The sequence below is a fragment of the Pseudoalteromonas sp. MMG012 genome (assembly GCF_018100875.1).
In the GTDB taxonomy this organism is placed as follows: domain Bacteria; phylum Pseudomonadota; class Gammaproteobacteria; order Enterobacterales; family Alteromonadaceae; genus Pseudoalteromonas; species Pseudoalteromonas aurantia.
In genome coordinates, this window is record NZ_JAGJEF010000065.1 from 16,182 (window position 1) to 29,022 (window position 12,841).

13 protein-coding genes are annotated in these 12,841 nt (G+C 40.0%); 8 read left to right on the top strand and 5 right to left on the bottom strand.

What is annotated here, in order from left to right; all coding sequences use genetic code 11:
* Positions 1-13 precede the first annotated feature (13 nt).
* From J8L97_RS17860 to J8L97_RS17875, 4 genes are all read left to right on the top strand, one after another.
* Entirely contained in the window at positions 14-1,030 is a 1,017-nt protein-coding gene (locus J8L97_RS17860; RefSeq protein ID WP_211051883.1) for a TauD/TfdA family dioxygenase, read from the top strand.
* 405 nt (positions 1,031-1,435) lie between these two features.
* A complete protein-coding gene (locus J8L97_RS17865; protein ID WP_211051884.1) occupies positions 1,436-2,425 on the top strand; it encodes a methyltransferase in 990 nt (329 codons plus the stop codon).
* Between the two features lie 21 nt (positions 2,426-2,446).
* Positions 2,447-3,277: an amidohydrolase family protein gene (locus J8L97_RS17870; RefSeq protein ID WP_211051885.1), complete on the top strand. Its 831-nt coding sequence runs from the start codon at positions 2,447-2,449 to the stop codon at positions 3,275-3,277.
* 46 nt (positions 3,278-3,323) lie between these two features.
* Positions 3,324-4,895, top strand: coding sequence for an NAD(P)-binding domain-containing protein (locus tag J8L97_RS17875; RefSeq protein WP_211051887.1), 1,572 nt, complete (start codon positions 3,324-3,326; stop codon positions 4,893-4,895).
* Between the two features lie 305 nt (positions 4,896-5,200).
* Here the strand turns inward: J8L97_RS17875 and J8L97_RS17880 are convergent, their stop codons facing one another.
* Together J8L97_RS17880 and J8L97_RS17885 are read right to left on the bottom strand one after the other, a co-directional pair.
* Positions 5,201-6,745 carry a HEAT repeat domain-containing protein gene (locus J8L97_RS17880; RefSeq protein ID WP_211051889.1) on the bottom strand — a complete coding sequence of 515 codons (1,545 nt, stop codon included), beginning with the start codon at positions 6,743-6,745 and terminating at the stop codon, positions 5,201-5,203.
* 55 nt (positions 6,746-6,800) lie between these two features.
* Positions 6,801-7,772 (bottom strand): hypothetical protein, encoded by a 972-nt coding sequence (locus J8L97_RS17885; RefSeq protein WP_211051891.1) that lies wholly within the window; start codon positions 7,770-7,772, stop codon positions 6,801-6,803.
* 411 nt (positions 7,773-8,183) lie between these two features.
* Between J8L97_RS17885 and J8L97_RS17890 the strand changes: the two genes are divergently transcribed.
* A complete protein-coding gene (locus J8L97_RS17890; RefSeq protein ID WP_211051893.1) occupies positions 8,184-9,188 on the top strand; it encodes a hypothetical protein in 1,005 nt (334 codons plus the stop codon).
* Positions 9,189-9,234: 46 nt separating this feature from the next.
* On the opposite strand, the gene J8L97_RS17895 is transcribed toward J8L97_RS17890, so the two are convergent.
* Positions 9,235-9,555, bottom strand: coding sequence for a hypothetical protein (locus J8L97_RS17895; RefSeq protein ID WP_211051896.1), 321 nt, complete (start codon positions 9,553-9,555; stop codon positions 9,235-9,237).
* Positions 9,556-9,662: 107 nt separating this feature from the next.
* On the opposite strand from J8L97_RS17895, the gene J8L97_RS17900 reads away from it, so the two are divergent.
* A complete protein-coding gene (locus J8L97_RS17900; protein WP_211051898.1) occupies positions 9,663-10,547 on the top strand; it encodes a LysR substrate-binding domain-containing protein in 885 nt (294 codons plus the stop codon).
* A gap of 66 nt (positions 10,548-10,613) precedes the next feature.
* On the opposite strand, the gene J8L97_RS17905 is transcribed toward J8L97_RS17900, so the two are convergent.
* Entirely contained in the window at positions 10,614-11,294 is a 681-nt protein-coding gene (locus tag J8L97_RS17905) for a DUF2306 domain-containing protein (protein ID WP_211051900.1), read from the bottom strand.
* A 162-nt stretch (positions 11,295-11,456) separates the two neighbouring features.
* Between J8L97_RS17905 and J8L97_RS17910 the strand changes: the two genes are divergently transcribed.
* Together J8L97_RS17910 and J8L97_RS23995 are read left to right on the top strand one after the other, a co-directional pair.
* Entirely contained in the window at positions 11,457-12,059 is a 603-nt protein-coding gene (locus J8L97_RS17910; protein WP_211051902.1) for a hypothetical protein, read from the top strand.
* Between the two features lie 86 nt (positions 12,060-12,145).
* Positions 12,146-12,610 carry an AraC family transcriptional regulator gene (locus J8L97_RS23995; RefSeq protein ID WP_211051904.1) on the top strand — a complete coding sequence of 155 codons (465 nt, stop codon included), beginning with the start codon at positions 12,146-12,148 and terminating at the stop codon, positions 12,608-12,610.
* Positions 12,611-12,652: 42 nt separating this feature from the next.
* Here the strand turns inward: J8L97_RS23995 and J8L97_RS17920 are convergent.
* Positions 12,653-12,841 (bottom strand): TonB-dependent receptor (locus J8L97_RS17920; protein WP_211051906.1); only part of this gene is annotated, 189 nt, incomplete at its 5' end.

The window sequence follows — 12,841 nt, forward strand, 5'->3', positions numbered from 1 at the left end:
CAAGGAGACCATAATGGAATGTACTATAACAGAACAACCGCAGGTAGAGACGTTTATCAAGATGTCGGTGTCAAGTCTTTCTGGCAAGGGAGTGACCAGCCCCATTTTTATCTCAGGACTTAATATAGAAGATCCAGCTGAATGGGCTTCAACACATCGTCAAACTATTTTAACCGAACTAGAGCAGCATGCAGCGTTGGTTTTTAGAGGGTTTAATCTCGATACACCAGAGCAGTTTGAGGCGTTTTCAGCGGCAATTTGCCCTGATTTGTACGGTAACTATGGCGATCTTCCAAAAAAAGAAGTAGGTAATAAAATATATAAGTCCACACCGTACCCTAACAACATGAAGATACTTTTCCATAATGAAAGTTCAAACACCGGAATATGGCCGACGAAGCAATTCTTCTTTTGCGAGCAGCCCGCCGAATGTGGAGGTTGTACACCCTTGGTTGATTGCCGTGCGATGTATCAAGCGTTGCCAAAGGCAATACAGCAGGACTTTGCGGATAAAGGGCTACGATACATCAGAAACTTCTCAGAAGGGTTCGATGTTAGTTGGCAAGATTACTTTAAAACTAGCAGCATAGATGAAGTAAAGTCGATATGTGATCGCTTTGGTCTAACTGTTAGCCTTGAAGAGGGAGGCACAATTCGTACCGAGTATAATACGCAAGGGTTGTTGGCGTTACCAACTGGAGAGTATAGCTTTTTTAATCAAGTTCAGTTACACCATCCTTTTTGCCTTGAACCACAAGTTAAAGCCGTTTTAGTAGAGCTATTAGGCATGGATAGGTTACCCAGAAATGTCACATTTGGTGATGGTACTAATATTTCAGATGAACAAATGCAACAAATTGCAGCTTCATATGAAGCCTGTGCAGTGCGTTTTGACTGGCAAAAAGGCGATGTAGTAATGGTAGATAATAGGGTGATTGCGCATGGTAGAGATGAATTTTCAGGTACTAGAAAAGTTGTAGTAGCGATGGCTGATATGGTCAATATTAGTGGTCATAAAAGTGGAATCTAGCGTGTAACTAAGTCTGCATTATTTGATATGAAGTGGGCGTGTGATTATCAAAATTGTTCTCGGATAATGCTCAAAAGTAAAAAGTTTCAATGTAACATTTAAGTGTGATTGATTGCTTAAATGTTAACTTGAAATTAATTGTATTAACATGTTAATCTGGTCGGAAAGTGTTCAATTGAAATAGTAAAATAAGCCAGATGTATTAGAAGAAAGTTTCAATTGGACGATAAAAAGATGAAAGGTAGGTTGGCTGATTGTATCAGAGTATGGCACTGTACTCCGATGGATACGCGCCGCTCTTTATATAAAATTGCGCCAATAACTTGATGTAATATCTCACTTTTACAGTTGTTCAAGTTTACCTTGGTGAATTAACTACATAGTTTGGATAAGGTAGGCAAGTAAATGACAGGTTTGAATAGTCTCGAAGGATACGACAAGCATCTATATGGCTATGTTGTGACTGAAATTTTTTCATTATGTTTTAAGTATCAGATATTTGAACAATTGGTACTAGCGCCTGGTTCTTCTGCAGAGCAATTAGCAAAACAGCAATCATTGGAACCCGAAGCATTACAGCGCATGTTGTTAACACTTCAATCTCTCAATATCTTGAATGAACAAAATGATGGTTTTGCTATTACAACGTATTATCAGCCGTATTTTGAAAAAGGAAATATACGTTACTTGGGTAATTTTACTCAATTTGTTTGTGATCAAGGAAGACAAGCAATACATAAATTAGAGGGGTTACTCACGCATCAGAGCGCTCCTGAATCCCCTTATGATGATATTTATAACGGTGATAAAAGTTACAGTTTCGCGGCTGCAATGTGGGAGTTGAGTCACTGCTCTGGCAAACCTCTTGTTTCATTTTTACCTGAGAAGTTAGGTTCAGTTGTGGATGTTGGTGGCGGTGCTGGGGCTATGGCGAGCATGCTCATTACGGCAAAGAAAGCCAGTACTGTGACGATTTTTGACCTTCCAGAAGTCGCTCCTGAGTTTAAAAAGTACTGCGATAAAACGGTGGAGTTTCATCATATCAAGTTTAAAAGTGGTAACTTTTTTGAAGATCCTTTACCACAAGGAAATAACTACATGCTGAGTAATGTTTTATCGAATTGGAACGACGCTTCAGCTATCACCATTTTATCAAAAATTAAAATATCGTTATCTAAATTAAAGCAGGGCAAGGTGTTTATCTTAGAGCGACTCTTTGACGTAAAGGGAAGTGATTACTCAACGGCAGTTATGCATTTAAACATGATGTTGCATACAGAAGGTGGTCATCGCAGCTTTGCACAGTATGAATCTCTCTTGCTTCAAGCTGGTTTCTCTCATATTGAGTTAATAGAAACGGGCACTGACAGGCACATAATAATCGGTAGTTTATAAATAAATATAAAAGGAAATACCATGAATAACATTATAGACTTTCATATCCACGTTGGAGACTTTCCGCTATTGCGAGAGGATATTCAGGGTTTAATTCAAAAAATACCTTTAGAGCCTGGGGCCGAAGTGACTGAGCTATTTTCCAATGGTAATGCGATGTCAAAATACCTTGATAACGCAGGCGTGAGTACAGGGATTATTTTAGCGGAATGTGGACCGGGTACAAATTATTCTATTACGAGTGAGATGATTGCAACTCGCTGTGACGGTAATGATAGTTTATTGCCGTTTGGCAGTATTAACCCTAACTTTCATAAGGACACTGTTGCAGAATTTCATAAAAGTATAGAAGTTGGTGTAAGAGGTTTTAAGTTTTACCCAGCAGATCACGATTTCGATGCATTAAGTAGCGAAATGATGGAAATCTATAGGCTTTGTGAAGAAAAGAGCCTAGTGATCATGTTTCATACAGGCTTTACTGCGCAAAAAGACACGGAACAAAAGTATTGTAACCCGGCTGACTTCATTCCAATTCTAGAAACATACCCTGATCTTGCTGTTGTATTTTGCCATGCAGGTAAACCTCATTGGTATCAAGAAGCGGTCGAAGTCATCACAGAGTATCCCAATGCGTTTGTAGATACGGCATTGGTCCCTGTAGATGTGGTGTCAAATATGGTACAGGAAAACCCCGAAATCATTGATAAAGTTCTATTTGGTTCAGATTGGCCAGTATGTGGCAACTATGAAGCTTTGGTGAAAAAGTATTTAAATTCTGGGTTAAGTGAAATCCAATTACAAAAAATAATGCGTACAAACGCCTTGTCATTATTAACTAGAAAAGATTTCTAGTTGTTACCATTTTAGGCTAACCGTCGTTAATAATTTGGAGTTTTTTATGAATAGTTCTTATAAAGCACAGGCCCATGACTACATCATTATAGGTGCTGGACCAGCAGGGGTGCAACTAGGGTATTATTTCGAGCGAGATCAAAAAGATTATCTCATTTTAGAGGCTGGTGAACAACCAGGAAATTTCTATAAAAAGTTTCCTAGGCATCGCAAACTAATTTCGATAAACAAACGGTTTACGGGCAGTAAAAACCCAGAGTTCAATATGCGACATGATTGGAATTCATTACTTTCCGATGATTATTCGTTGTTATTTAAAGAGTATGATCATGAATTCTTTCCTAGCGCAGATAGCCTTGTGGATTACATGAAGGATTATGTGAATCATTTCAATATTAAGGTCAAATGTAATACGCGTGTCGTCAATATAGGTAAAGAAGGAGACAGTTATCTATTAACAGACAACAATGGAAATCAGTTTCTAGCTAAGCATTTAATTGTTGCAAGTGGCTTTTTAAAGCCTTATATGCCTGAAATTAAAGGTATTGAATTGGCTGAGAATTATACTGAAATGTCTATTGATATTAAAGATTACGAAAATCAGCAAGTGTTAGTAATAGGGAAAGGGAACTCTGCGTTTGAAACAGCGGATCACTTGACCCCTTCGGCAGCTGTTATTCATTTGTGCAGCCCGAATTCGGTTAACTTTGCTTGGAAAACACATTATGTTGGCCATTTACGTGCAGTGAATAACAACATACTTGATACTTATCAATTAAAATCTCAAAATGCCGTATTGGACGCAGAAATTATGTCTATTGAGCGTATAAATGGGCGTTTCAAAGTGCTGTTTCAGTACAAGCATGCACAAGGGGAAGTAGAAGAATTATGGTATGACAAGGTACTATGTTGTACCGGTTTTGCAATTGATACACACCTATTTAGTGAACAAACACAGCCAGATCTTACTATCAAAGATAAATATCCAAAACTGAATAATGACTTTGAATCGGTAAATCAAAAGAATATGTATTTTGCAGGTACTTTGACCCATTCACTAGATTATAAAATGGCAACATCAGGCTTTATCCATGGTTTTAGATACAATAGTCGCGCACTAAACACGATTCTGAATAAGAAGAATCATGATGTGGCATATCCTGAGGTTAATTGTAATCGTGAAGATGTTGCTCAGTTGGTGCTAGATCAAGTTAATGAGTCTGGTGCTATGTGGCAACAACCGGGTTTTATCGGTGATTATTTCTATATGGAAAATGGTAAGGCTCACTATGGTTTTTCACTACCAATCAATCACTTACTGAGTTCAGAGGCAAAAAGCAAGGCCCACTTTTTTACCGTAACATTGGAGTATGGTAAAAGTGAAGATTTCGACCCTTTTGTTGCGGATAGAATACATCGTGAAAATGTTGATGCATCAGATCATAGTCAATTTTTACACCCTATCGTACGAGAATATCGTTATGGGGAATTGGTTTCAGAACATCACGTCATAGAGGATCTACTTGCAATTTGGAAAGAAGATATCCATTTACATCCGTTGCAGTCCTATGTAGATGGAACAATTGACATTGTTGCCAAAACAGAAGAAACGGTGTGAACTTTAGCGTTGCACAAACCGTTTTGGACATGAGCGGTGTGGTAATCGAAAAAACCGTGTTTGTATTTCTTAATATGTATAACTAAAGCACCGGAAACTGGTCATAGGGATCCCCTGTTGTAGGCCGCTTCCACATAGCTTACTAAAGTTATTCATGCCCTTATCAATGAGGTAGCAAGGGTGTGTGGCTACCACTTTTGTCTGTAGAATTACGTAATCATCGAGTTTAATTTAGCAAATTTACGTGCTAGTTTTTATGTTTTAACCCATACCAATAACACAGTTCGGTATGGGCTATAGCTGGCTTAGCCTACTCCAAGAGTCTTTAGTCGTTTTTTAATAATGGGGTTGTCGGTTGAGTTTAGTAGGTTTCTCAAACGACTTTTGCTTTGTTGGTTGAGTACCACGCCTGAGTCAGACAATGTGCGAGCGAATACGTCAACACTTTGCACTGTGGGGTTTTTTAGTAACGCAGTGATGATTTGTGCATGATAGTGTGGTTCTGTTGATAAAAGCTTTACCGCATCACGTTGAATGTCTGCGTGTGGGTGCTGTAAAAGTTTTGCAACGGTTGGTAACAAATGAGGAATTTTGCTATTTCCAACAGCAAGTATGGCTGTGCCTAAGTGCTGCTCTCCATTGAGGGAGTTTAGTAAAAATGTCTCAACCGAAGCTTGTTGTTGTGGGGTAAACTTGGCCATTGACCCTAAGTTTAGCAAAGCTGTTTTGGCCAATGGACTATTTGGCTTATCTGCGATGGTTGCTAATGCATTAAACGAGATGTTTGACGACGCCCCAAAGCGGCCCAGTGCAATAAGTAGTTTTTGTTTAGTTTGGATATTAACTTGCTCAGTAGAAAGTAAATCAGTGAGCATCTGTTCAGCAAGTGGGCTTTGTTCTTTTTGTAACGCGTAAATAATTGCAGAGCTGGCAGTTGGGTCTTCCTCGATGAGTGCAACGAGTTCAGATAAATCATATTCACTGAGCAGGTGTTTCCCAATATGCTTGGCTAATAGTGGGTCTAGCGATGTTTTTAGTTCCAAGATTGCGTCTTGTAATGCTTCAGGGCCTGTAATTTCTCGTGCAACCGGAGATTGAGATGCCTTTGTCAAAGTGGCATTGTGATCGTGACTTACTGCTATTAGCGGCGTCGATTGATGATTCAGGCGGGTAATATGCACTTTTTGTATTACCTGATATCTTAGTGCATTGTTTTCCCATAGGTTCTCAGATGAATAGCTTACCTCCACAGGAGTGTCATGGTTAGTTAAGGTCATTGACCAACGCTCTTGCTCATCATTAATCGCAGATGCAGAATGAAGCTGACGCGACTCAAGGTGGCGGCTTATCTGATCACCTAACCTGTTATATGAGTAGGTCTTCTTCCCATGCGCATCGTTAAACGTTAAGGTTGACTGTTCTGAGAAGCTCATTAAATTAAGTATGTTAGGTAATACATTTAACGTATGCTCACTGGGTAAGGCGAGCAAGTCTACTTGCGAGATCTCAGTGCCACGACGGTTAAATGTGAATGGCAACTGTGGTGTTAAAGGCTGTGGCTTGCCATTATTCATAAACACAATATCGGTCAATAGGCCTTGGTTGACTTGTGTATTGCCTAAGTGCATGTGCCAACTAAGAGATGAATGGGTTATGACGGCTTTATTTTCGGCGAGCACGGCTGACTCTATTGTTACGGAGTATGTGTGTTGCAATATTTTTTTCGGTGCACTGTGTGAAATAGGGTTTTTAAATAAGGTTTGCTCTACCTGCTCTTCTTTATGCTGCGTGAGGTAAAGTATGCACCCAGCACACAAGGCAAGTAGTAGTAAAGTTACTTTTAGCTTCATGGTCAATTCCTGTTGTGGTGATCAGTTAGATCACCACGGTGTTCAATACAAAAGGTTATAGCGTGTCCCATTGTGGGCTAGCGTATTCATATAATGTGTATTCACGTTGATAAAGTGGATCCCATTTCATGACATCAACATTGAATTGCAGTAAACCCCAAAGCTTTTTGCAGTAAGCTTGAATTTTTCCGTCTCCACCACTGAATTGGGTGGTCACTTTTAGCTCCAAAAAGCCTTGTTCTATTATTTGTTCATCTTGTTTGATTCGACGGATCCCTGCTTCCACGTACCCTTTACCTTTTACTTTTAAAAGGCTTAACTTACCTTTCACACCGGCCTCAGAAATACCATGACCAAATGAAGCGTATGCTGAGCTACTTACTACTCCCCCAACATAAGGCGCAACTTCTGCGTAAATGTAATCTGGTCGTCTAACACCATCAACTTCAAAAGGTTCTTCGTTGTTGTGACCACCAATGACACCACCAACCGTAAAATCTGCACCAGCTTCGATACCGGCACCAAATTTAACGCCAAGCTTTAATAGACCTAACGGATCAAGTGGTAACTCAACTTTTGGCTTGATTGCTTCAGGTATTAGATCGAAATAATACTCAACAGGATAAGTGATTGATGCGTTTAGCAAGTCGTCACAATTGGGTTTAAATGCAGCAACGCTATCTTCACCAACGGTTAAATTAAATGTCATACCTTGTGTGCAATCAAGCTTACTTGGGTTGAAGTAAAATTCGACAGAGCCAACTGCAATTTTAAAATTGCGATTGTGAAGTTTTAACCAATTTCCTGCTTGATAAAAACCACTGGTTGCCCCTTTACTCGTTTCATCTACATACATCCACCCTTGTTGATCTCTGTATTGGTGAGAGCGACCCACTGCGTTGTTTTTATTGATAACACGTGATTTCTGCTCTACGTAACCAGGGTCTTTGTATAGGTAGGCATTGGCGGTTGGTGTGAATGCCAATGCAGTTAAAGTTGTTGCAAAGAGCGTTGATATTGTTTTCATGATTTCCTCGAAAGTTGTTGTGTATTTTATGTTGTGTTGCGCAACGCAGAGCAAGATACATTACAATATTTACAATTTAGTTACAGCTGTACCGGTAATTTTGTAAAATTAGTGTGTATTTATTCTTTTTGGGTACTTTGTGACACGGATAAAGTGAGGAGAAATAATGCGTGTTTATGGCATGTTTATGCCTTAAATTATTATTTTTGAGATTGGGTCATGGTGTTATTGCATGCTTCAGTGTTGATGGGTGAGTGATTGCATCTGGCTTTATTACTGGAAGAGGTGACCTGACTTTTCGTCGTGCTGTGCCTATTATATGGCAGTTTTTTTGTTTTATATGTTAGGCTTACTACTACATGGTGGTTAAGCAGATTGTCAGTTGATGCTAATTGGGGTGGCAGTAATTTTATGGCTTTTAAACGTATTATTGTGGCGGTTATCGTTATTGTTGTATGTATATGGTTTTTTCTCGACTTTCAAAGTAAAAGCACAGCCATGCCTTCCCCCGACATGTTAAAACATGTGGTCACAGTTCAAACGGATAACGCATTACCGCCTGAAATTCGTAAAACAACGATTGCAGCCCAACCTCAGAGAAAGCTTGAACACAAACAATGTGATCTGAGCGGGTTCTTTAGATATCAACGAGACTCAGCTAAGCGGTTGGCTGAAACGCTTGGCCCTGAATTTTTTCTATTTGAAAGTGTTATTAATCAGCAGCTTAAATTAAAAGTTTATCATCAAGGCGTCATCAATACGACATTCATTACAAAGTTGGTTACACGATTAAGGAGTGTACATACTCATTACGTGCGTATGCTAGGACAAAGCGCGGCCAAGCCCATTGATGTGAACTTAATTATTATGGATAGTCGCGCAGCTTATGAAGATCATACCTCGCAAGGGGGGTTTGACCCTCGTTCAAGCCAAGGTGTCTTTTTTCATGGTAACAACTCCGCTTTTGTCGAATATAAGGGAGATAACACGACTTTGAAAACCGCCATTCATGAGGCTGTACATGCAATTAATCTGAGGCTCATTGGGAGTATGCCTCGCTGGCTAAATGAAGGGTTGGCTGAAACATTTGAAAGCGTTAATGGTCACCATGGCTTTGACGTAGATTACCGAATACTGAATAGAACACCTATGGAGCTGTACTCGGTACTGGATTCAGAAACTCAGTGGGGCAGTATTGATACTGCTCAATTATACTTTAGTGGTTGGGCATGGGTACATTATATGCTTAATGACGTTCCAGCAGAGCAAGCGTTATTGGCTTTGCTTAGACAAGAGCAGCAAAATATGTGTGTGATGTTATCAAGTGAGCAAATTGCGGGCTTATTGGAAGCTGCCCACCCAACCATTGAACAAGCGTTTAATCAATGGCGAATGGACCGCTTAGCAACGCACTAAAGTGAATGACACGCACGTCGATCGAGTGTGTAAGCAAGTGTGGCATTCATAGTTTTGTTAGTAGTTGTTTGGCTGTATCACGTGTTAAGCACGCAGCCATCGGGGTTTTCTTGAACTTGTTGTTACTGACCGTACGATTGATGCCTTTGTGAGTCAGGTTGTCGCTTAAAACATTCACACGACAAATTGTATTTTCATTGTTATTTGAGTATATAAGCTCAACTTTGTCAGCCCACATAATTAAGTTTTTATAAGGGTAACCTTCAGCAGTATTGATTGTTTCTTGCTGACTTTCTGTGGCGTGTACCATAGTTGTCGACAATATGTTGGCAGTGAGTAATATAGGTAGTATAAGTAACTTATTCATAATAATGCTCTTTAGTTGTTTGATGCCTAATGAGTATTAAGTGATTTAAGATTACTGACAAACGATAAAAACTTTACTATGCTTAAGCTTTTCTAATGTGTAATGCAATGCAACTTCCCCCATTAAAAAGTTTAATGTACTTTAAATATGCCGCAGAGTTAGGTAGCTTTAAAGAGGCCGCAGAGCGTTTGTATGTAACACAAGCGGCGATCAGCCAGCAGATCCGCAGTTTGGAAACGCATTTAGCATGTCAATTGTTTGAACGCCAGACAAGAAAAGTAACACTGACACACAAAGGTAAAATGTTGTACCCGCATATTTTACAAGCGTTTGAACATTTAAATACAGGTTTAAAAGCGATAGAAGAAGATCCTTCACCCACGATTTTAAATATATCGGTACTTCCCTCATTTGCAACGTGTTGGCTACTGCCAAGAGTGAGCAGTTTTCAGCAGCAGCATCCAGAAATAAAAATTCGTATAGATCCCAGTGATAGTTTGGTGGACTTTGATTCTGGTGATGCCGACTTAGGGATCAGGTTTGGTAAGGGACATTATCCTGACTTACACAGTGAGCAACTGGCCTGTGATGATATGTTATTGGCTTACAAACCCGGGTTGATCAATATTGATCAACCTTTAAAAGCACAGCTCAAGCGTCACAATTTAATCATGGATATTTGCCCTGATGCTGAGCGGGCTTGGCAAATACTGTTTCGGGAAATTGAATTAGAGCAAGACTTTGATTCTCATTTTTTGGAAATAGATAATGCGGCACTCGTGATGCAGTCCACACTTGCGGGGCAGGGCGTTGGTATGCTACGTCGTCAGTTGATCCAACAGCAACTGGCGTTAGGGCAGCTTGAGGTGCTGCCCAGCTTTAAAGTATCGTGTGAGTATCAATACTATTTAGCAGGGCCTGCTGGACACTTTAACTGGCACAAAGTGAAAGTGTTTCAGCAATGGCTACGGGACCAGTTTACAGATCTATAAACTGGTGACTTATCGGGTGTTGCTGCAATGAAATAGGCCCGATTGGCACTGTGAGGTGCAATCGTTTTATTGATTGAGCACGGGTCTACTTTTACGACTGTTTAGCCAAGTCTTACCGAGCCAAAAGCACATGATGAGCAATATAAGGGGCTCAGGTATATGCATTAGAAACGTTTGTGTGATCATATCGGGCAGTGCCTGTGCACCTTGTCCGAAAAATGACCCTATGGCAATGTATAGCGCGAAACTCATGCGCCAAATATGTCTGGTCATGCGTTGGGTGTTCGAAATCCCTTTGTTGATAACAAGCTTTATATCACCGATGAGTGCGACCAATGACAGTAATGCAAAAAAGAAGTAAGGTTCATGACTGAATCCATCAACATGGCCGCTGGGGCTCGTGAGTGCGTTATAGCTAAAATAGGCGCTCGCAACACATAAACCTACACTGGCAAATGGCAGCATATAATCCAATGGTTTGATTGCATGCGGGGGAGACTTAACAATGAGAAAAGCACTCAGTACTAAATGTAGTGTAAATAGCCCGGCAATTAGGGTGATCATCATTGGCTTTATATAGGCAATATAACCGCCAGTTAATGCCATAAGGGTCATTGATACAACGAAAATTTTGCCCGCGTTACGGTGCGGTTTTTTGCCTTTTTTAAGTGCCAATGCAGCGACACTAGAAAGTACGGCGATATTGCCTGTGATAATATGAATTAGCATCATAGGTGACATGTCCATACGACTCTCTTTTATTTGTAGTTGGTTTTATGAGACACCTTATGTTGATTGCTTATTGATGTCGTCCAGCACAATTGGCGAAGACATAAAAGTCAGTGTAGTATTACGTTTTAATACTCAAAATGCACTTTAGTTCATTGAAAAATATACTAAGAAAAATTTATGAGCCCAGAAATAATACTTGGATTAATTACATTTTGTATCGCCATTTTTGTTGTCTCTTTGTTGGCAACACGGATAAAAGACAGAGCATATGTTGTGCCTTTTATGGTGTTTTTGATGGTGCAAGGTGTGGTCGGCTTTGAGCCATTAGTGTTTGTGCATTTTGCGCAATTAGAACTTTATTATATTGCACTCAGTGGCGTTCTTTGGATGTTAATTATGCCGTGTATTTGGCTGTACATTGAAGGACTCACAGCAACTTATCGTTGGCAGCTCAAAAGAGCGCATTTATTACACGCTGTGCTGGCGCTGTTTGGTGCAATCGTTGGGGCTGTGGTGTTATACCTTCCTAGCGAGTCTCAATTTAAGATATTTTACGCCGATGATGCACAGTTAAAAGCTGGCGTTGAACAGTTCAGTGCAATACTCGTTGCGTCGTTGTTCTTATTGTGGCTAGTGCAAAGCAGCCTCTATATTTATAAGATATTCAGGCAATTAAAAAGCTACAGAGCAGACTTAAGGCAAGTATTTACGAATGAAACCCATAAATCTTTGTATTGGATTAATGTCACTTTGTGCTTACTTATTGGTAGTTGGGTGTGATTACTTATGGTGTTGTTCTCGAATTTCAACGAGAAAATACGCTTTGTGAGTGACGTTATTCCACTGGTATTGAATTTAGTTGTTGTGTGGTTTTTTCTATACAGGCATTGCGCCAGCGCCCAGCCTTTGAAACGGTGTATCAAAAGTTGGCTGAGGAGCCTATTGATTTGGCACGCAGCAAAATTAAGTATCAGCGGTCTGCGTTAGGTGATGCACAGTCGCAGCGAATTGCCGACAAGTTAAATAATGTGTTAGTTAGCGACGCGTTATATTTAAACAATGAACTCACCTTATACAAGTTGTCGATACACTTGAATATTCCCGCACACTACATTTCTCAAACATTAAATCAGACCATGAAGACTTCTTTTTTTGAGTGGGTAAATCGTTCACGAATTGAAGCCGCACAGGTTAGGCTTAGTAACACAAATGATAGTGTATTAGATATTGCAATGGCGGTAGGGTTTAACTCGCGGTCTGCTTTTTATAGCGCATTTAAACTGCAGGTTGGCTCTACACCGAGTGCATATAGAAAACGAGAAAATAAGTGATGGTTTGATGCATCACCTATTTGATACGTTATCTATGCGCCGCTAGAATTGATAACTCAATGCTAATTTGTAATTGCGGCCGAGTTCACTTGGGTCGGTGGCACTGCTTGCTGGTGCGCGTAAATAACGTTTGTTCGTTATGTTGTCGACACTAACACGTATATTTAAACCTGAAAGTTGACCGCCCCCTTGATAATGGCCATTGAAGTTATAAACAGTGGCGGTGCTTGT